This window comes from Vibrio sp. 1557, assembly GCF_033340175.1.
Taxonomy (GTDB): domain Bacteria; phylum Pseudomonadota; class Gammaproteobacteria; order Enterobacterales; family Vibrionaceae; genus Vibrio; species Vibrio alginolyticus.
On record NZ_JAWOVZ010000001.1, the window covers coordinates 538866 to 557027 of the forward strand.

At 43.4% G+C, this 18162-nt stretch carries 18 protein-coding genes and 1 tRNA gene; 12 read left to right on the top strand and 7 right to left on the bottom strand.

The features are described from left to right. Window positions 1-30 precede the first annotated feature (30 nt). From R7070_RS02375 to choV, 3 genes are all read left to right on the top strand, one after another. A complete protein-coding gene (locus R7070_RS02375; RefSeq protein WP_005382646.1) occupies window positions 31-969 on the top strand; it encodes a choline ABC transporter substrate-binding protein in 939 nt (312 codons plus the stop codon). Between the two features lie 77 nt (window positions 970-1046). Then, window positions 1047-1889 (top strand): choline ABC transporter permease subunit, encoded by an 843-nt coding sequence (gene choW / locus R7070_RS02380; RefSeq protein WP_005392552.1) that lies wholly within the window; start codon window positions 1047-1049, stop codon window positions 1887-1889. A gap of 2 nt (window positions 1890-1891) precedes the next feature. Beyond that, window positions 1892-3070 (top strand): choline ABC transporter ATP-binding protein, encoded by a 1179-nt coding sequence (choV, locus tag R7070_RS02385; RefSeq protein WP_005373202.1) that lies wholly within the window; start codon window positions 1892-1894, stop codon window positions 3068-3070. A 96-nt stretch (window positions 3071-3166) separates the two neighbouring features. On the opposite strand, the gene R7070_RS02390 is transcribed toward choV, so the two are convergent. Next, window positions 3167-3823 carry a nitroreductase family protein gene (locus R7070_RS02390; protein ID WP_005373200.1) on the bottom strand — a complete coding sequence of 219 codons (657 nt, stop codon included), beginning with the start codon at window positions 3821-3823 and terminating at the stop codon, window positions 3167-3169. Window positions 3824-4066: 243 nt separating this feature from the next. On the opposite strand from R7070_RS02390, the gene R7070_RS02395 reads away from it, so the two are divergent. Continuing rightward, entirely contained in the window at window positions 4067-4501 is a 435-nt protein-coding gene (locus R7070_RS02395) for a globin (RefSeq protein WP_005373198.1), read from the top strand. Window positions 4502-4542: 41 nt separating this feature from the next. On the opposite strand, the gene R7070_RS02400 is transcribed toward R7070_RS02395, so the two are convergent. Beyond that, window positions 4543-5325 (bottom strand): slipin family protein, encoded by a 783-nt coding sequence (locus R7070_RS02400; protein WP_256900085.1) that lies wholly within the window; start codon window positions 5323-5325, stop codon window positions 4543-4545. Between the two features lie 10 nt (window positions 5326-5335). Then, window positions 5336-6712, bottom strand: coding sequence for an NfeD family protein (locus tag R7070_RS02405; protein ID WP_005373182.1), 1377 nt, complete (start codon window positions 6710-6712; stop codon window positions 5336-5338). 498 nt (window positions 6713-7210) lie between these two features. Here R7070_RS02405 and R7070_RS02410 point away from each other — a divergent pair, with 498 nt between their 5' ends. The 3 genes from R7070_RS02410 (at window position 7211) to R7070_RS02420 (ending at window position 11096) form a co-directional block, all read left to right on the top strand. Then, window positions 7211-8179, top strand: a complete 969-nt coding sequence (locus tag R7070_RS02410) for a cytochrome-c peroxidase (RefSeq protein ID WP_017820324.1) — start codon at window positions 7211-7213, stop codon at window positions 8177-8179. Beyond that, window positions 8172-10529 carry an ATP-binding protein gene (locus R7070_RS02415; RefSeq protein ID WP_025767883.1) on the top strand — a complete coding sequence of 786 codons (2358 nt, stop codon included), beginning with the start codon at window positions 8172-8174 and terminating at the stop codon, window positions 10527-10529. The genes R7070_RS02410 and R7070_RS02415 overlap by 8 nt, the downstream gene beginning before the upstream one ends. 99 nt (window positions 10530-10628) lie before the next feature. Next, window positions 10629-11096: an OsmC family protein gene (locus tag R7070_RS02420; protein ID WP_025767882.1), complete on the top strand. Its 468-nt coding sequence runs from the start codon at window positions 10629-10631 to the stop codon at window positions 11094-11096. Between the two features lie 76 nt (window positions 11097-11172). Here the strand turns inward: R7070_RS02420 and gdhA are convergent, their stop codons facing one another. Further along, a complete protein-coding gene (gene gdhA / locus R7070_RS02425; protein ID WP_025767881.1) occupies window positions 11173-12525 on the bottom strand; it encodes an NADP-specific glutamate dehydrogenase in 1353 nt (450 codons plus the stop codon). 303 nt (window positions 12526-12828) lie between these two features. On the opposite strand from gdhA, the gene R7070_RS02430 reads away from it, so the two are divergent. Both R7070_RS02430 and R7070_RS02435 read left to right on the top strand, forming a co-directional pair. Further along, on the top strand, window positions 12829-13839 hold the full coding sequence (locus R7070_RS02430) for a DUF2804 domain-containing protein (protein WP_053307607.1): 1011 nt from the start codon (window positions 12829-12831) through the stop codon (window positions 13837-13839). A gap of 7 nt (window positions 13840-13846) precedes the next feature. Beyond that, window positions 13847-14704, top strand: a complete 858-nt coding sequence (locus R7070_RS02435; RefSeq protein WP_005373167.1) for a sterol desaturase family protein — start codon at window positions 13847-13849, stop codon at window positions 14702-14704. Between the two features lie 16 nt (window positions 14705-14720). Here R7070_RS02435 and R7070_RS02440 read toward each other — a convergent pair. After that, a tRNA-Gly gene (locus tag R7070_RS02440) sits at window positions 14721-14795 on the bottom strand. Window positions 14796-15166: 371 nt separating this feature from the next. On the opposite strand from R7070_RS02440, the gene R7070_RS02445 reads away from it, so the two are divergent. The 3 genes from R7070_RS02445 (at window position 15167) to R7070_RS02455 (ending at window position 16941) form a co-directional block, all read left to right on the top strand. Beyond that, window positions 15167-15685, top strand: coding sequence for a DUF4136 domain-containing protein (locus tag R7070_RS02445; RefSeq protein ID WP_318141081.1), 519 nt, complete (start codon window positions 15167-15169; stop codon window positions 15683-15685). Between the two features lie 87 nt (window positions 15686-15772). Then, the gene (locus tag R7070_RS02450; RefSeq protein ID WP_225455293.1) at window positions 15773-16210 is read left to right on the top strand and encodes a hypothetical protein; all 438 of its coding nucleotides are present in this window, start codon (window positions 15773-15775) and stop codon (window positions 16208-16210) included. A 50-nt stretch (window positions 16211-16260) separates the two neighbouring features. Continuing rightward, complete coding sequence (locus tag R7070_RS02455; protein ID WP_115386592.1) at window positions 16261-16941, top strand: DedA family protein; 681 nt, start codon at window positions 16261-16263, stop codon at window positions 16939-16941. Between the two features lie 124 nt (window positions 16942-17065). Here the strand turns inward: R7070_RS02455 and R7070_RS02460 are convergent, their stop codons facing one another. Both R7070_RS02460 and R7070_RS02465 read right to left on the bottom strand, forming a co-directional pair. Continuing rightward, window positions 17066-17389, bottom strand: coding sequence for a hypothetical protein (locus tag R7070_RS02460; RefSeq protein WP_005382624.1), 324 nt, complete (start codon window positions 17387-17389; stop codon window positions 17066-17068). Window positions 17390-17475: 86 nt separating this feature from the next. Continuing rightward, window positions 17476-17934, bottom strand: a complete 459-nt coding sequence (locus R7070_RS02465) for a hypothetical protein (protein ID WP_017633653.1) — start codon at window positions 17932-17934, stop codon at window positions 17476-17478. Window positions 17935-18162 lie beyond the last annotated feature (228 nt).

Here is an 18162-nt window from a genome sequence, read left to right on the forward strand (position 1 = left end):
AAAGTCAGTAATCATTACAAGGAATTCAACATGTCTAAGATGACAAAAATCTTCTCAACAATTGCACTAAGTACTTTAGCAACAGGCGCTTACGCCAACCAATGTGAAACGGTTCGTTTCGCAGATGTAGGTTGGACTGACATCACAGCGACCACTGCCGTTACATCAGAGTTACTTAAAGGGTTGGGGTACAAAACGAAGACTGATCTTCTGTCTGTGCCTGTAACTTACTCCTCTATGGCTAATGGCGATATCGACATTTTCTTAGGTAACTGGATGCCAACGATGGAAGGTGATATCGCGAAATACCGTGATGCAGGTACTGTTGAAACCGTACGCGCGAACCTCGTTGGCGCAAAGTACACGCTAGCGGTTCCAAAATACGTTTATGACGCAGGCGTAACCAACTTCGCTGACCTAGTAAAACATGCCGACAAATTTAAAGACCGCATTTACGGCATTGAACCTGGAAACGATGGCAACCGCTTAATTCAGTCAATGATTGATAGTAACGCATTCGGCCTAAAAGATTTCAGCCTAGTTGAGTCCAGTGAAGCTGGCATGGTGTCTCAAGTATCACGTGCCGCACGCCGCAATCAATGGATTGTGTACCTAGGTTGGGCGCCGCACCCAATGAATAGTAACGTTGAAATGGAATATCTAGCGGGTGGTGATGACTTCTTCGGTCCTAACTACGGCGGCGCGAACGTCTACACAAACGTACGTAAAAATTACCTCGCTGAGTGTCCAAATGTAGGTCAGCTAGTGAAAAATCTAGAGTTTAACCTAGAAATGGAAAATGAACTGATGGAAGCGATTCTTAACCAGAAACAGAAGCCATCAAAAGCAGCGCAAGCATGGTTGAATGCAAACCAAGAGCAAATTGAAGCGTGGCTAGAGGGCGTGAAAACGGTAGATGGCCAAGATGCGCTAACAGCTATTACAAACTACTTAAAAACAAACGCTTAATAAGCAGTATTTGAGCTCGTTTTTTTAAAAGAAAGTGGGCAGAGTTTTGCCCGCTTCATTAACACAAAGGTTTTATTTTGAATTTTATTACGGACAACAAACTACCGTTGGGCCAATGGATGGAAACTGGCGTCGATTGGTTAACCATCAATGCATCGGGTTTTTTCGATGCAATCTCTATTACACTTGAAACGATCATTCTTTTCGTGGTGGACATTTTTAAATGGATGCCACCTGCAGCGCCAATCATTATGACGGCGGCAATTGCTTGGTTCTTACATCGCAGCATTCCTCTTGTCGTATTTATCGTGTTGGCCTTACTCGCAATTCTCAACCTTGGTTACTGGCAAGAAATGCTGGAAACCTTTGTCCTTGTGTTTGCAGCGACAACGATTTCCGTATTAATTGGCGTGCCGTTGGGCATTATGGCGGCGCACCGTCCTTGGTTATACACCTTGTTGCGGCCAATACTCGATTTGATGCAGACCGTACCGACATTCGTTTACCTAATTCCAACCTTGGTTCTGTTTGGCTTAGGTATTGTCCCTGGTCTAATCTCGACCATCATTTTCGCTATCGCTGCGCCAATTCGATTGACGTACCTCGGCATTATTAAAGTGCCGGAGGAGCTACTTGAAGCGGGTAAAGCATTTGGTGCCAGCCGCATGAAGCTACTGTTTAAGGTGGAGTTACCTGCGGCATTGCCAAGTATTATGGCTGGCGTTACGCAATGTATTATGTTGTCTTTGTCTATGGTTGTCATTGCGGCGCTTGTTGGTGCTGATGGGCTTGGTAAGCCAGTCGTACGTGCACTGAATACGGTAAACATTTCACAAGGTTTTGAAGCGGGTTTAGCGATTGTACTCGTTGCCATCATTCTTGATCGCTTGTGTAAAGCACCAAACCAGAAGGAGGCATAATCATGGACGCTATTACTATTAAAAATCTTGATGTCGTTTTTGGTCAGCAACAAGCACAGGCGCTAGCACTACTAGATCAAGGGAAGTCTCGACAAGAAATCATTGATGAAACTGGCCAAGTGGTTGGGGTTGATAATGTTTCGCTGAACGTGAAACAGGGTGAGATCTGTGTCTTGATGGGGCTTTCGGGCTCGGGTAAATCAAGTTTGCTGCGAACGGTTAACGGATTGAACGATATTTCTCGTGGCTCTCTGAAAATCAAAGATGGCGACGATATGGTTGAGCTCTCTAACTGTGACGAACAGAAGCTGCGCCACCTTCGTACGCACCGCGTGTCCATGGTGTTTCAGAAGTTTGCATTGATGCCATGGTTAACGGTGTTAGACAATGTAGCGTTTGGTCTAGAGATGCAAGGCATTGGTAAAGCTGAGCGCCGTAAAAAAGCGCGTGAACAGCTCGAAATGGTCGGTTTGTCTGAGTGGGAAACGAAATTCCCGCACGAGCTCTCTGGTGGTATGCAGCAGCGTGTTGGCCTAGCGCGAGCGTTCGCGATGGACACAGATATCTTGTTAATGGATGAGCCGTTTTCAGCGCTTGACCCATTGATTCGTGCTCAGCTTCAAGATGAATTGATTCTGCTGCAAGAAAAGCTAAACAAAACCATTCTTTTTGTGAGTCACGACTTGGATGAGGCGCTTAAAATCGGCAACAACATCGCCATTATGGAATCAGGAAAGCTGATTCAACATGGCAAGCCAGAACAGATCATTCTTGCTCCAGAAAACGATTATGTGGCGGACTTTGTTGCTCACACTAATCCATTAAATGTGCTGAAGGGACGTTCCTTAATGCGTGACGATTTGGTTCGCGAAGATACGCGTGTTCTGATTTGCCCTGATAAAGATATTTGGGTGATACAAGAGAGCAAGGGGTTAAGTTTAGCGGATAAAGGTAAATCGTTGATTCAATGGAAGAGCGATTCTTCGAACCTTGATGAAGTTAATGAAAACTCTCTGGTTCAGGTTAGCCCAGAAATCAGTATGCGAGAAGCGATTGAACTTAAACAGCGCAGCAATCAGCCTCTGCTTATGGTTGAAGATAATAATCTGGTTGGTGTGTTAAGCGACAATGAGCTTTACGATGCATTGCTTGGTAATTTTAAGTCAGAGCAAGTTGCGTAACGTTGACGCAGAACCAAGTAAAAAAGAGCCGCACATTAATGCGGCTCTTTTTAGTTTAAACAATGAGTTAAGTCGCTAAGCTAAGACAATGGTCGACTATAGAGTCGTAATTACCTCATCCATTGCAAGGCGTGCTTTTGGAAGACCATGATTGTAATCTTCCCCATCTTTATGGTAGCCAATCGCCAGCGCAACTTCACAAATATGGCCCTCGAGCTCTTCTTTAAACTCTTCTCCAATCAGAGCCGGATCGACACCTTCCATCGGTGTTGAATCAATGCCTAGTCGTGCCAATGTGTGTAGTAGGTTGCCTAGTGCCAAATAGACTTGTGCTTTTGTCCAGTTTCCGTTGAAGCCATTTTCGTCCGTATTTGCATCGGCAAAAGCGTAAGCACCCATAAAGTTGTTGTACATCTCCGCTGGCAAGTGGCCAGATGTTACTTCTGCATCCACACGCTTCGCAAATTTCTCTTTAGTAAATTTAGGATCGTAAGCAAACAGAATCGTATGTGATGCGGCTTTCGCGTGTGGTTGGTTAAACTGATGCATATTTGCAAACGTATTGTGGAAACGTTGCTTCGCTTCATCACTTTCAATAACGATGAATTTCCATGGTTGTGAATTGATAGAAGACGCCGACAAACGCAGTGCTTCTTTGATTATCGCCATGTCTTCTTGAGAAACGCGCTTGGTTTCATCATATTTTTTTGCAGTGTAACGGCTATTTAGATCGGTAATGATTTGATGGGACACGTTTATATCCTCTTTATGTGATGACAGATGAGGATGCACTAGCATCGACAACCATGCGTACCTCGAATATGGGGTCATGATAATGGATATTTTTTCATTGATAAGAGGGTGTTTATTTAAATCACTTTTTACTTTTTGTTGAAAATCGATGTGGGTTGATCGGTTTGAAACTTAAAAGTCCTTATTTGGAAGCTTTTATTTGATATTAAATTAAACTCATATTAAGGCGTAGGGGAAAGCAACATGAACGTGATTGAAGTTTTTAATGATAGCTATGAACGTTGTACTTCAGATCAGGAGTTTTTCGACTTGTTCTACAAAAATTTATGGTCGAAAAGCGCCAACTTTAGACAGAAGTTTGATGGTATAGACATGCACCAACAAGTGAGAATGCTTAGAGGGTCTATCGTATTTTTTATGATGGCAGATACCTCGACCGAAGCGCACAAAATGGTGGAAAAGTATGGGAAAAAGCATGCAAGTGCAGATATTGGTATAGAGCCGCAGGATTTTGATGTTTGGCTTGAGAGTTTGTTAGAAACGGTTCGACAGTGTGATTCCGGGTACGATGCCGATGTTGAAACCGCTTGGCGAACATGCTTTAAAACGGGCTTAGAAGTAATGAAACAAGAATGTGATAAAGAAGATGGGCACTTCCTTAAAGCGAGTACCAAATAAGGAAGTAACGTGAGTGGTCGTTACTTCCTAGGGTCAGAACCTTACTTATCTTGTGTCTCTTTATTCTTTTTCACCGCTTCGGCGATATCACTGACAGCTTCGACAAGATTGATCGGCATTGGAAAAATAATAGTGGATGTTTTGTCTGTAGTGATTTCAGTGAGTGTCTGCATGTAACGTAATTGCAGTGCATTCGGTGCTTCGTTGAGCATTTGCGCTGCTTCTTTTAATTTATTTGAAGCCTCTAACTCACCAGTAGCGTGAATGATCTTCGCCCTACGGTTACGTTCTGCTTCTGCCTGACGGGCTAGGGCTCTGACCATGCTGTCATTTAAATCAACATGTTTGACTTCAACCGTAGCAATCTTGATTCCCCAGTCATCAGTCTGTTGATCGAGAATGGATTGTAAATCCTTATTGAGGCGTTCTCGCTCTGATAGCAATTCATCGAGTTCATGCTGACCCAATACCGAGCGCAGCGTGGTTTGTGCTAGCTGGCTGGTAGCATCGCTGTAGCTTTCAATATTGTTAATCGCCATTTGAGGATCGACTACGCGAAAATAAACGACCGCGTTGACGCGCACAGAAACGTTATCTTTGGTAATTAAATCTTGTGTCGGCACATCCAAAACGACAGTACGTAAATCAACCCTCACCATTTGCTGAATAAATGGGATAAGGATGATCAAACCAGGTCCTTTGACTTCTAGAAATCGACCAAGAAAGAACACAACCCCACGTTCGTATTCTCTCAAAACCTTGAACATTTGGGTCGCTAGTGCGAACAGCAGCACCACGATCACCGCAACGGTATAGAGCATCATAAAGCGCCTCCTATTTATTTTGGCGGTCATCAGGCATCACAGTTAAGGTCAGCCCTTTAACATTAACAATGGTGACGTGATCACCTTGTTTGAATTGTTGATGGTCTTTGGCTTTAGCTCGCCATAACGCACCGTTGAGTTGAACGCGTCCTTCGCCATCGATAAAGTCATCGCTTACCACGGCGACCTTCCCAGGGTATGTCTCTAAACCCGTCGTTACACGCCGGCGACGAATTTTAAGCAGCAGGCCGACAGTCAGCACGATTAGAGCTACGGAAAATATGGCAATACCAAAAATCAAAGGAAGGGCGACCTGGAATCCTGGTAACTCACTGTCCATGAGAAATATTGAACCGAGAACAAAGGCGACAACGCCGCCTAAGCCCAAAATACCAAAGCTCGGGCTGAATGCTTCCGCTATCATTAGTGCAATACCGAGTAACAGCAGACCAAGACCTGCGTAGTTGACGGGCATCATTTGTAGTGCGTACATGGCAAGAAGCAGACAAATCCCACCTAGCACACCGGGTAAGCCAATTCCTGGGTTGTAAAATTCAAGAAGTAAACCGTAGATGCCGATGAGCATTAGAATGTAGGCAACGTTTGGATTGGTGATAACGGCTAACATTTCTGCTCGCCAATCTGGCGTTCTTTCAACCCATGTTGGATTTTCAAGTGACAATGTCACAGTGCGATTGTTTACTTTAACAGTTTGCCCATCTATGGCTTTGACTAAGTCCTCTGGCGAATTGGCGATGTAATCGATCACGTTTAATTCTAATGCTTCTGTTGCATCCAAGCTCGCCGCCTCGCTTACTGCTTTCTCTGCCCATTCTGCATTTCGTCCATGAAGTTTTGCTAAGCCTTTAATGTAGGCTTTGGCGTCGTTAATTACCTTTTTCTCCATTGCGGTTTTAGCGGGAACTTTTTCTGAGCTTTCGTTGGTTCCTTCTGGCGTTTCTTCCGCGTTTTGATCTTTGCCATCATCCGATGAAGGAGGTTGAGGCGCACCACCTAACGCGACGGGCGTTGCAGCTCCGAGGTTTGTCGCTTCAGCCATGGCGGCTACGTGACTAGCGAGCAAGATGTATGTTCCGGCACTGGCGGCTCTAGAACCAGATGGGCCGACCCAAGTCGCAATGGGAGTCGAGGAGGTGGTAATCGCGTGAATAATATCTCGCATTGCGCTATCTAAGCCGCCTGGTGTGTCCATCTCTAAGATCACTAAACTGACACCGTTTAGTTGAGCTTCTTCTATTTCACGAGATAAATAGTCGCTAGTAGCAGGCCCTATAGCGCCTTTGACAGGAACAATCCAAACGGTATTCGCCAGTGCTTGACTGGCAATCAAGAGTAAAGGTAAGAACCATATCCATAGTCGTTTCATGCAGTCCTCCTTGTGTGGTCACAGGGACTTTTTGAAATCCTAATTCAAGTATATCCAAATAACTTAGAGATGCTTGAGTATAGGTTCTAATGAATAAGTTGCCGAGGCTAATTAGGAGACTACTTTTTTATATATAAACGCTGTGTGAGATAGTAAACTAAAGCAAATTATTGGTAATTGTGATGTTTATGTTTATTGTTCAGCGTTTGATTAAGTTGGCCGTTATCTGTGCCGTTTTCTTTACTATTTTCGATCTGATCTCCTATGGAGAGGTGACTTGGTTTCAACGGTTTTTGGCTTTTCTACACTAAACTCAGATTTCAATACGTTAGCTACTCATAAGGCGATAAGTTTCTTCCTATTCGCCTTATTACTCCCTCTTCAACCAAAGCCTTAAACAAAGCAATACTTAACTCGTTTTTTCAACTTCCTGTCGGTGGAAAAAACGCCAAAATGCAACTAAATTCATATCAATGACAAGTTTAAGGTATGTAGTTGATGAGGCAATTCAGCGCAATCGCACTAGCTGTTGTAACACTCATTTTGAGCCAAACAACAACCGCAAGAAACGCGAAGATGTTAGGTGATATCTCCCTAGTTCAGCCCATACAGGGTGATCCTAATGTGGATATTAAGCTAGCGAGAATTGGCTGGCATCTCTTCCGCGATCCTCAATTATCGTCAAATGGTAATGTCAGCTGTGCGACATGCCACAATCTGCAAACCAATGGCGCTGAAAATACACCTGTCTCTACGGGGGTGAAAGGTGATGGAATTAGAAATTCTATAACAGTGTTTAATGCAGCGTTAAATTATCGTTTTTTATGGGATGGTACGGAAAACACCTTGATGGCTCAGATTGATGGTCCAATCCATAATCCAATGGAAATGGACTCAAACTGGCAAACAATAGAGCAATATGTAAAAGAGAGTGAACATTATCAAGCGCTATTTAATCGTGACGGTGAATTGCCGATTAACGTTCATAATATCAAGTCCGCTATTGTGGAGTTTGTTGAAGGGCTGCAGACGCCTGGCGCACCATTCGATGCTTACTTATTGGGTTACACGCATGTACTGAGTGAACAGCAAATCAGAGGTTGGAAAACATTTCAGACTTCAGGTTGTGTGCAGTGTCATCAGGGCAAAAATATCGGCGGAGCGATGATCCAAAGGTTCGCCTATTTCAAGGATAAGCCAGTAGTAGAGGACTCGGGCAGGCAACTCGTTACGATAGAAGATGAAGAGCGATTCTATTTTAGAGTAGCCAGTTTGCGCAATGTCGCGCTAACGAGTCCTTATTTTCATAATGGGCAAGTCGATAAGTTATCCGACGCGATACAAATCATGGCTAAAACCCAACTCGGTATAACGATGAACGATGAGAATGTCGCGGACATTGAAGCATTCTTGCAGTCGTTGACAGCACCTAGACCCATAATTTTAGAGGTGTTGGAAAATGAATAAATTCAAACTGATCAATTTTTGCTTTTTTATTGGGATACTGGCGTGTTGCACACTGGCGTATATGTCGTATATGAACTCAAAAAACGCTCAAGAATTTCATGCAGAGCTAATGAATATCGGACATGAGTTGATTGAAGAGCGTGATGTTATCGTGAACCGATATGCCGTTGAAGATAGGAAAAACTATGAGTTAACAACATCTTTAGTAGAGATAGAAATCGCAGCACAGGCACTGTTGGAATCATCAAAGGCATCAGTTTGGTTTCCTGTGACACCCAATCGTATAAAAGTTAGGGATACGCTTGAACAGTTTAAGGAGCGAGTGCTTCAAATAACGTTGAAGCTTGATATGTTAATTGGTGTTCAGGTAGAAAACCGGTATGCATTACTCATGTTGTTCAATTTGTATCAGCAAGAGGTTTCTATCGATAGCGGTCAATCATTGGGTGGCAGTCGTTATTTTGAATTTCTCAACCAGTTGCTTCTAACACAAACCGAAGTTGAGAGTGAAAAGGAAGCGAACTTCCTTAAACGGCTTCAAACGAGTGATAAAAGAATTGAATTGCTGACGAATGAACTGCTTGATCACACTTATATTGAGTTTGTCGAAAGCTCAGAGCATCGGTTACTCAATATTGCTCAAAGTGAGGCGCGTTTTACGTGGCTGTTTGTATTTATCGCGGTGATGTTTCTAGTTAGCGCGTTTGTTTATCAGTCGCATCACCGAATGCATAACTTAAAACAGTTGAATCTTGAAATTGAAGAGGCGAGAAACAAAGCCGAGCGAGCGGCAAAAGCGAAATCAAATTTTCTCGCTGCAATGAGTCACGAACTAAGAACGCCGATGAATGGCGTACTAGGGCTTTCTCAAATGATTGCAGAAGAGACCAAAGAGCCGACGACGAAAGAGCACATTAGGGTTATTCTTGACTCTGGCCAGCATCTGATGACTATCCTCAACGATATTTTGGATTTTTCTAAAGTTGAAGAAAACAAACTGGAATTTGAGCAAGCTAAGTTTAAGCTCGATCAAGTGCTTTCTCCGGTGTGTAGCGCAATAAAACCACTTGTTGATGAAAAAAATATCGAGTTAATCTTGGAAAACGAGGTTTCTGAATATACTGAATTTACTGGAGATTGTGCGCGTTTACGACAGATCTTGTTTAATCTCGCCGGTAACGCGGTGAAGTTTACCAACGAAGGGCATGTGCTGGTTAGAACTGAGTTAGATGAATCGAATCAGTTGTTGGTCATGCGCGTGAGCGACACCGGTATTGGTATTGCGCCAGACAAGCACGAGCATATTTTTAACTCGTTTGAGCAAGCAGACTCATCAACGACTCGAAGGTTCGGCGGAACAGGGCTTGGGTTAGCCATCGTCAAAAAACTAACCGATTTGATGGGTGGCCATATTACTCTGAAGAGTATAGAAGGCGTTGGAAGTCAATTTATCGTTGAGTTGCCGATTCCTTGGGTAGAATCTGCTCCGAAAAAGCAGCAAGAAGCACCGAAACCTCGCGCAAAATCACACCATTTAAAGATACTACTTGCTGATGATAACCGTGTGAATGCCATTGTGGCAAAGGGGTTTTGCGAAAAGCTTGGGCATGAAGTGGATGTTGCAGAAAATGGATTAATCGCGGTTAAAAAGGCGAAAGAGAACGAGTACGACCTGATCTTGATGGACAACCATATGCCCGAGATGAATGGCGTTGAGGCGACACGCGTTATCCGACAAGAGTTAGGTATCAAGACATTACTCTTTGCGTACACGGCAGACGTATTTCGTGAAGCCCATGATAGCTTTATTGAAGCAGGAGCAGACCATGTGCTTACAAAACCGCTACAGCATGAGAGCTTTTCAGACGCTCTCAAACAGTTTGCCGCCAGACTCGAACCGAAACAGAATCCGCCACTAACGAGTGACAGCAATGTGCTTCAGTTGCAGCGTAAGCCAATCGAGAACTTAAGGTTAACAGAGGAAGAACTCTCCCGCTCAGGCATGTTTGCTTCTTTACGAGATGAGCCAGAAGCGCTCGACGAGCTGCTAAAAAGCATTATTGTCGATTTTGAGACATCTGTTGATGAGCTTATTGAATACTTTATGGCTGAAGACTTTGCTTCATTAGAGCTGACGTTGCACAAAACGAAAGGGATGGCACTGAACCTAAGTTTACCTATTTTGGCGAGCCAAACGGAGGCCCTGGAAACTCAACTTAAAGCCAACCAAAGTCCCGAGATTGAGCAGTTGCAGATGCTGATCAATCGGTTACAGGTCAACATCCATCAGTCTCATAGACTTTTGGATGATATCCAGAAGAACAATGCCGATCCTCAACAGATTTTATAGTCCCTGTGAGTGCGATGCTTTCCTTAACTCATTTTGTTGTGGTTTACTGTGGCAAGGACGGATAGTGTTGATTCGTCGTCGGAAAATCAGGGAGTTAGAATGAGTAAGCATTCCGCTTTAATCAAATGGCATCGTAAAGCTGGCGAAGAGTTTAAGGATAATAAGTATAGTAGGGCACACATTTGGCAATTTGATGGAGGGTTGCAAGTCCCAGCATCTCCATCTCCCCACGTAGTACCATTACCACTATCCGTAGAAGAAAACGTTGATCCAGAAGAAGCGTTTGTCGCGGCACTTTCTAGTTGTCATATGCTCGTTTTCCTGTCTATTGCAGCAAAGCGGCGTTACGTTGTGGACAGTTACTTCGATGAAGCGGTAGGGGAGCTTGAAAAAGGCGAAAACGGAAAAGAGTGGGTATCAAAGGTAACGTTAAACCCTAAGATAACATTTTCAGGTGAAAAACAACCGACACCATCTCAATTAGAAAAACTGCACCACATGGCCCATGAGAATTGCTTTATCGCCAACTCCGTTAAAACAGAAGTGACAACGCTTATTGCGAATTAAGTGGAGCTCTTTATCAAAAAGCGCGGCCTATTGCGGAGTTATATTAAGCCAGCAGTCATCCTGCTGGCTCGTTCATCTAGACGACACCTTGCTCAATCATTGCATCAGCGACTTTTCTAAAGCCTGAAATGTTGGCGCCTAAAACTAAATTTCCAGGTTGGCCAAACTCTTTACTGGTTTCGTTTGCATTGATGAAAATATTTTTCATGATGGTTTGCAACTGACTATCCACTTGTTCAAACGTCCAGTTTTGCATGCTGGCGTTTTGCGCCATTTCAAGTTGACTGGTTGCAACACCGCCTGCATTGGCTGCTTTGGCAGGCCCATAAGCTATGTCTGAGTCCACGATAATATTGGCAGCATCACGGGTGGTTGGCATGTTCGCCCCTTCACTAATCAAAATACATCCGTTTTCGATAAGAGCCAGTGCGTCGTCTGACGTTAATTCATTTTGAGTCGCACAAGGGAAGGCAGCATCAGCCTGATATCGCCAAACAGCATGTCCTTCATTAGGATAGTCGCCCTCTGGTGTGTATTCTGCTTCAGGGTAAGTTTCTAAATATTCTTCTAAGCTTGCTCTTTTCACTTCTTTCAGTTGTTTTAGGAGCTTAAGATCAATACCGTGCTCATGATAGATCGTACCTCGAGAGTCGCTGCATGTAACTGGCGTTGCTCCCATATGGTACAGTTTTTCAATGGCGTAGATAGCCACGTTGCCAGCACCAGAAACGAGACAAGTTTTCCCTTTCAATGAATCGTTGCGGTCGTTGAGCATGCATTCTGCAAAATAGACGGCGCCATATCCTGTCGCTTCTTTTCTGGCGAGTGAGCCCCCCCAAAGCAGACTCTTGCCTGTAAGCACACCTTCGTAGCGCCCCGTCAATCGTTTGTATTGACCAAACATATAGCCAATTTCGCGCGCCCCGACGCCGATATCGCCTGCGGGAACATCGGTGGCAGGACCGATATGACGGTACAACTCGTTCATAAATGATTGGCAAAATCGCATGATCTCGCCGTCGGATTTTCCTTTAGGATCGAAGTTTGAACCGCCTTTGCCGCCACCGATAGGAAGGCCAGTCAGTGCGTTTTTAAAGATTTGCTCAAAGCCGAGAAATTTTATGATGCTCGCATTGACTGAGTGATGGAATCTCAATCCTCCTTTGTACGGCCCCAAAGCAGAGTTGAATTCAACTCGATAACCTTTGTTTACTTGTACATTTCCAGCATCATCAACCCAAGGAACTCGAAACATGATTTGACGTTCTGGCTCGACGATCCTCTGGATAATCGCTTGTTCCTTATATTTATTATTGCCTTCTATTACCGGCGCGAGAGAAGTTAATACTTCTTCTACCGCTTGGTAAAATTCTTTTTGCGCAGGGCTACTGTGTTGCAACGCAACAATAGTATCGTGTATGTATGACATAGATTTCTTCCTTGATGTGAATAAGCAATCAGTTTATATGAATGTATTTCCATTAAATAGTGATTTTGACCAAGATTCAATGGTTGTAGTGGTCTTTCCTGCGGATGAGAATGTGCAGCTTCTAACCCAGGCAGTGTTGGTTGAGATAGGTAGGGCGAGCTAAGTAAGCGGGTGGTTGAGTGATCAGTTTCACATATAACAAGCAGAAATCACTTTAGTCGATGTTGTTGTGCAGTTACGCAAATTGTTTATGTTAACGTCATGTTAAAGTTTGTGTGTGATAACTTGTGAAAAGACAACTATATGGATGAGCTTAAGGTTCTGAACTCGTTTATTCAGCAGAATGGTCTACCAGCGTTTGGCCACCTTGATGGAATTCCAACATCGTTACAGCTAGATAAATTTACTTACCTCGATGAGATGGATAAGCCAGTGTCTAAGTGGCGCCGTTACCGCGATTATAAGCAGTTTCAGTTCGTCAATTTGGTCACACCTGATTACGTCATTGGAGTAGCGATTGCTGATATACGGTATTTAGCATCCGGCTTTTGCTACCTGTTTGATATTAAAAAGAATAAGTTGATTGAGCAACAATGGTTGAAACCTTTTAATATAGGTTATCAAACTCAGCCTTCCAGTTGGTGCAGTCTTGCCCATCTTGCTAACAAAAGAGTTCAGTTTTCTATTAAGGATGGTATTTGGCACGTCCACTTTGTGACAGAGTCAGTCAATGCGGATCTCTATTTACGTCCAGAAAACATGAGTTTGCCATTAATGTTGTGTACGCCAACAGGTTATGCGGGTTGGACATATACTCAGAAGCACAATGCGTTAGCAGTAGACGGTAACTTGTTCATATTAGGAAAAGAGCAAGATCTTTCAGAGGTGGCTGCTGGTTACGATTTTTCCGCTGGGTACATGCGGCGAGAAACAAGTTGGCGCTGGGCGAGTATCAATTGCTTTGAGGATGACAGGCGTCTGGGGTTGAACTTGGCAGCTGGCGTTAATGAAACTGGCTATTGCGAAAATGTATTGTGGATTAATGGTCAGCGTCACTTTTTGCAACCTGTGCAGTTTCAGTTTTCACGAAGTGATGAAGGGCAAAAGTGGCATATTACGTCTGAAGATAAACGAGTTAACTTACAGTTCACGCCTTTGAATCGACGCTCAGAGAAGAAAAATTTTTGGCTTCTCAAAAGTAACTTTCGTCAGTATATCGGTTATTTCTCTGGCTATCTTATCGATGGAAATGGCATCAAACATCAGTTAGAAGAAGTTATGGGTCTTACTGAAGATCACTATGCAAAATGGTAGAAACACAATGGATTGGACGCAGTTGATGGACCGCCCAGAATTACTTCTGATGATTCTGGCTCCAGTTTTCTTTTTCTGCATGCTTGCCGAATATTGGTTCGGACAAAGAAGGGGACGCTTGCCTGAAAGCGCGACGTATTACTTCCCTGAAGTAGCGTGTAATTTTGTTCTTGCGGGCTTACACCAAGCGACAGACATACTCACGGGTTTACTGATTGCTCAGTTGTATTTGTGGTGGTTCGATTGGCGTTTGTTTGATATCGAAATGAGCGTCTCAGCTTTTCTTTTACTTGTTGTCCTGCAAGATTTTTTCTATTACTGGTTTCATCGGGCTAGCCATCGTATTCGTTGGATGTGGGCCGCGCACGTTGTTCATCACAGTTCGGAAAGAATGAACTTCAGTACCGCCTTTCGTCAAAGTTTAATGTATCCGCTAGCGGGGATGTGGATTTTTTGGTTGCCCTTGGTGATTATTGGTTTTGAGCCAAAATGGGTTGTCTTCGTTGTGTTGTTTAATCTGGGCTTACAGTTTTTTGTTCACACCCAATCAATTCGTTCGCTCGGGCCACTAGAGTGGGTATTTAACACGCCGTCTCACCATCGCGTTCATCATGGTGTGAACCGTCAGTACATCGACAAAAATTATGCGGGTGTATTAATTATTTGGGATCGAATGTTCGGAACGTTTGAACCAGAGGTGGAAACGGTTCGGTATGGGGTTTCTAAACCTGTAAACAGCTTTAATCCCATCCGCGTGACGTTTGCAGAATGGAAAGACATGTTTTATGACGTAACTCGACCAAACTTATCATGGAAACAACGCTGCCGCCGTTTGTTCGCTCCGCCATCGGATTTTTATGAGTAAATTGAGATAAAGAGATTGGAGCGGGCAGCGGGAATCGAACCCGCATCATCAGCTTGGAAGGCTGAGGTAATAGCCATTATACGATGCCCGCGCATCGATAGGACTCAGTTAATATGCCACACTGGACGAAAAAGAAAAGTCTTTTCTCATCAAATGTTTGTCAGTTGCCTAAAAAAGTAGCGGACTGATGTTAAAGTGTTCATTGTCTCTGGTTTTTTGTGGCACTCGCGATTCCGCTACTAAGCCTAGGGGCTTCCAATTAGGTCGTAAACACCGAATTCTTAGGTGTTTAGATGTTGATGATATTCAAGATTTTCTGTGTAAAGGTTAATCTCGTTTATTGAACAGTCACGTTTCATGGTCAAGACTAGATATTGAAATGATTACTTTTTACTGTTGATGCGTATGTATAACACAGGGTAATTCTGCTGAAACAGTCAGCTTAACCAAAGGAGATTTAACATGATGAGAGGTTTGATATTAGGGCTGGTGGTGATGCTGGTATCTGCTTGTACTAACGTTACAACCGATGTAGATAAACAAGCCGACTTTTCAGCTTACAGAACGTTTGACTTCGGTGCTCAGGCGGAAGCTCCTACCAGTATTGATGGTCGACGTATTGAGCAAGGGCTTGCTGAACAGCTTGAGGGTAAGGGTTTAATTAAGGTAAATAGTGGCGGTGACCTTTACGTACATCATGATATCGTAGAAGAATCCGAGCTTGTTTCTTCAGGATCGTCGGTGAGCTTTGGCTATGGCTGGAATAGCTTTGGTGTGATCACTTCAAGCCCAGAAAGATATAAAGAACGTAAGTATGGGAAGTTGGTGGTTGAACTGGTTGATGCAAAGGCTAATCAAGTCGTTTGGAAAGGCGTTTCAAGTCGTAAACTGTCTGAGTCAATGAGCTCTGAGAAAAGAGAATCTCTCATCCAAGAAGAAATCGCGAAGATGTTTGAAAGCTACCCTTACGGTGAAAAATAATTAGTATTCTTAACGATTAAGAATACTAATTGCCAATAGTTACGCACAGGGTTAAAAGAACTTATTATTTTGGTTTTGGTTACCTTTGTGCGTACGATTCTGATTGCTTTACTCGGACTACTTTTCTGCTTGTTGGCTCCGAGCATGAGCCTGGCGCACTCACACCCAAATTTTCTTTCCTTTCATAACCAGAATATTGCTGTTGACGCTAAGTCGAAGCACTTTTCAGAATATCCTATCTCTCCAATACAACAAGACTATCCGAGTTTAAACAGCCGGAATGTATTGAGGGTTAGCCATGCTAAGGAAATGAGCTCGAACGACGATGTAGAACCCGAATGGTTTGAAATGCTTGATGTAGCATGGTGGGCGCATCGTTCGGCAATTTACTCGATGAAGCGGCTAAAACGCATCGGCAATGAGGCTTTAGGTTGTTGTATTGAAAGTATTTTTACTCACTTTAAATACAGAATCGGCGTGAGAAAAGAATCGAATTTTATATACCGCTTTATACATGCTCGCTAACACATTCCATGTTTTTGCAACTTTTGGTTAATTATGCTTAGGAGCGGTTTATGTTTGATTCGATAATTCAGGTCTTGAGTGCCTTTTGGCATCAAGATTTCACGGCGTTAATGGCGCCAGGCAGTGCAGGTTTAGTTTATTTTGTTGTTGCTGTGATTATTTTTTTGGAAAGTGGTTTTATTCCTGCTGCACCTTTCCCATGCGACAGTGTCGTCGTATTATCCGGTACGCTGGCGGCGGTTGGCGTCCTTGACCCAATTATGATCATGTTGGTGATAGCTGTTAGTGCGGGATTGGGAAGTTGGGCGGCTTATTTACAAGGCAAGTGGCTAAATCGCTTACCTAAGGTCCAAGGTTGGGTGAGCGCGGTTCCTCAAAAGCGTTTGGAACAAGTCGACGTATTACTCAGTAAACATGGATTGGTTGCGCTTTTGTGCGCGCGGTTTATTCCGGTTGTTCGTTCCCTATTGCCATTAATGATGGGGTTGCGAGTGAAACGTATTAGTAAATTCCATTACTTTGCGTGGCTGAGTGCGATTTTATGGACGCTGATATTATGCGGTTTTGGTTCATTACTTCCTTTGCTACCGGAAAATATGAGCAAAGCAATCACAATGCTATTAATGGCGGCACCAATAATTACTCTTGTGATTGGAGTGCTTAGTTTCTTGTTTGTTAAAGCACGTCGAGCGTTCTGTAAACCCAAGGATGTGTCTGAGTTTTCTCAGTAAGTTTACTTGATTTACACTTTTAAGCTTGTATGCAGATTAGACATCTAATCGACAGGTTTTTGTCAGTAAAAAGAAAGGCGCAATGTATGCGCCTTTCTTTTTGAGTGTCGTTAGGGTTTCGAATTTAATAGCCAATGCTATATAGGTATTCGCCAACTTCTTTGCACTGAGACTTGTAGATGTTCTCTACTTCAGACTTATTCTTATCTGCTGCTTTAAATTCAAGTTCGGCAGACGATAGCTGGTCAAAGCTGTAGTCTCTCTCAGACATTAAGTAGTGTCTGAACATCGCTCTGTGTTCCGGAACTGCAATACGTGCGTTAGAAACGTTGGCACACTCTAACAGAGTGTCGTTACTCATTTCTTCTGGCTTAGTTTCTGTGTTTGCTAAGGTTGAGCCCGCTGAAAATAGTAATGCTAGTGCGATGGTTGTAGCGATTCTTGTCATTATATGGACCTCAAATTGGTTCTAGTAACAATGAGCATATTGGCTCTTATCGTTACATTTTCGTGTTCTCTGTATGTCATAAAAAGTTAAACAACAGAGAAGGCGTTGCGACCATGAGTAAAGACGTACATTAAGTTCGCTTCCTTTCTTCCTGAGAGGCGATAAAGAGAGCGTTGACTCATGAGTCCGCCATAACTGTCTAGAGGTAAGCGAGATGCTTGTTTTGCCAACTCCAGTAGTGGTGGAGAAGAGAAAGCAATAAGTAAAAAATAATCAGGAGTAAAATCTGATGATAAAACGCCATCAGTAGCTGATGTTCGGCGACAGGAAACAAGCCCGAACAACTCGCGCTTTATATGTAGGTAGTAACTTTCTGAACCCCAAGAGCTCAGAGAAGCTGAGGCATGAAAATCAGTGTGTGCTAGCTCAAAATCGTCTTGTTGAGAGAGTTTAAGTAGACGCTCGGAAGTGTAATGTTTGGTGTGGTGCCACTCATGCGCATATGAAGCTGTGATGAGCCCTGAAAGCAGGGACAAAGAAAGCATCAATAATATACGGTGTAGATAACGCAAGAAGTAACCCTAAACATATAAAGCCACAGTTACCCACCATGATTAAGGAATCTTAGTGGAACTATGATAACGATGAAAGCCAGTGTCTGATGAACTCAGCGTATACTAACGAGATGGAAGGGGGATGAACAGAGTTTTCTGATCGCACTTAGGCATATGAGCGAATAACACAATAATTTTTCGCTTTCGAGTAAGCGAAAA

What these genes read in the sequence shown, in the direction of transcription:
- R7070_RS02375 (WP_005382646.1), top strand. Translation starts at nt 31, where the DNA reads ATGTCTAAGATGACAAAAATCTTCTCAACAATTGCACTAAGTACTTTA.
- choV (WP_005373202.1), top strand. Translation starts at nt 1,892, where the DNA reads ATGGACGCTATTACTATTAAAAATCTTGATGTCGTTTTTGGTCAGCAA.
- R7070_RS02395 (WP_005373198.1), top strand. Translation starts at nt 4,067, where the DNA reads ATGAACGTGATTGAAGTTTTTAATGATAGCTATGAACGTTGTACTTCA.
- R7070_RS02400 (WP_256900085.1), bottom strand. Translation starts at nt 5,325, where the DNA reads ATGATGCTCTATACCGTTGCGGTGATCGTGGTGCTGCTGTTCGCACTA.
- R7070_RS02405 (WP_005373182.1), bottom strand. Translation starts at nt 6,712, where the DNA reads ATGAAACGACTATGGATATGGTTCTTACCTTTACTCTTGATTGCCAGT.
- R7070_RS02410 (WP_017820324.1), top strand. Translation starts at nt 7,211, where the DNA reads ATGAGGCAATTCAGCGCAATCGCACTAGCTGTTGTAACACTCATTTTG.
- R7070_RS02415 (WP_025767883.1), top strand. Translation starts at nt 8,172, where the DNA reads ATGAATAAATTCAAACTGATCAATTTTTGCTTTTTTATTGGGATACTG.
- R7070_RS02420 (WP_025767882.1), top strand. Translation starts at nt 10,629, where the DNA reads ATGAGTAAGCATTCCGCTTTAATCAAATGGCATCGTAAAGCTGGCGAA.
- gdhA (WP_025767881.1), bottom strand. Translation starts at nt 12,525, where the DNA reads ATGTCATACATACACGATACTATTGTTGCGTTGCAACACAGTAGCCCT.
- R7070_RS02430 (WP_053307607.1), top strand. Translation starts at nt 12,829, where the DNA reads ATGGATGAGCTTAAGGTTCTGAACTCGTTTATTCAGCAGAATGGTCTA.
- R7070_RS02435 (WP_005373167.1), top strand. Translation starts at nt 13,847, where the DNA reads ATGGATTGGACGCAGTTGATGGACCGCCCAGAATTACTTCTGATGATT.
- R7070_RS02445 (WP_318141081.1), top strand. Translation starts at nt 15,167, where the DNA reads ATGATGAGAGGTTTGATATTAGGGCTGGTGGTGATGCTGGTATCTGCT.
- R7070_RS02455 (WP_115386592.1), top strand. Translation starts at nt 16,261, where the DNA reads ATGTTTGATTCGATAATTCAGGTCTTGAGTGCCTTTTGGCATCAAGAT.
- R7070_RS02460 (WP_005382624.1), bottom strand. Translation starts at nt 17,389, where the DNA reads ATGACAAGAATCGCTACAACCATCGCACTAGCATTACTATTTTCAGCG.
- R7070_RS02465 (WP_017633653.1), bottom strand. Translation starts at nt 17,934, where the DNA reads ATGCTTTCTTTGTCCCTGCTTTCAGGGCTCATCACAGCTTCATATGCG.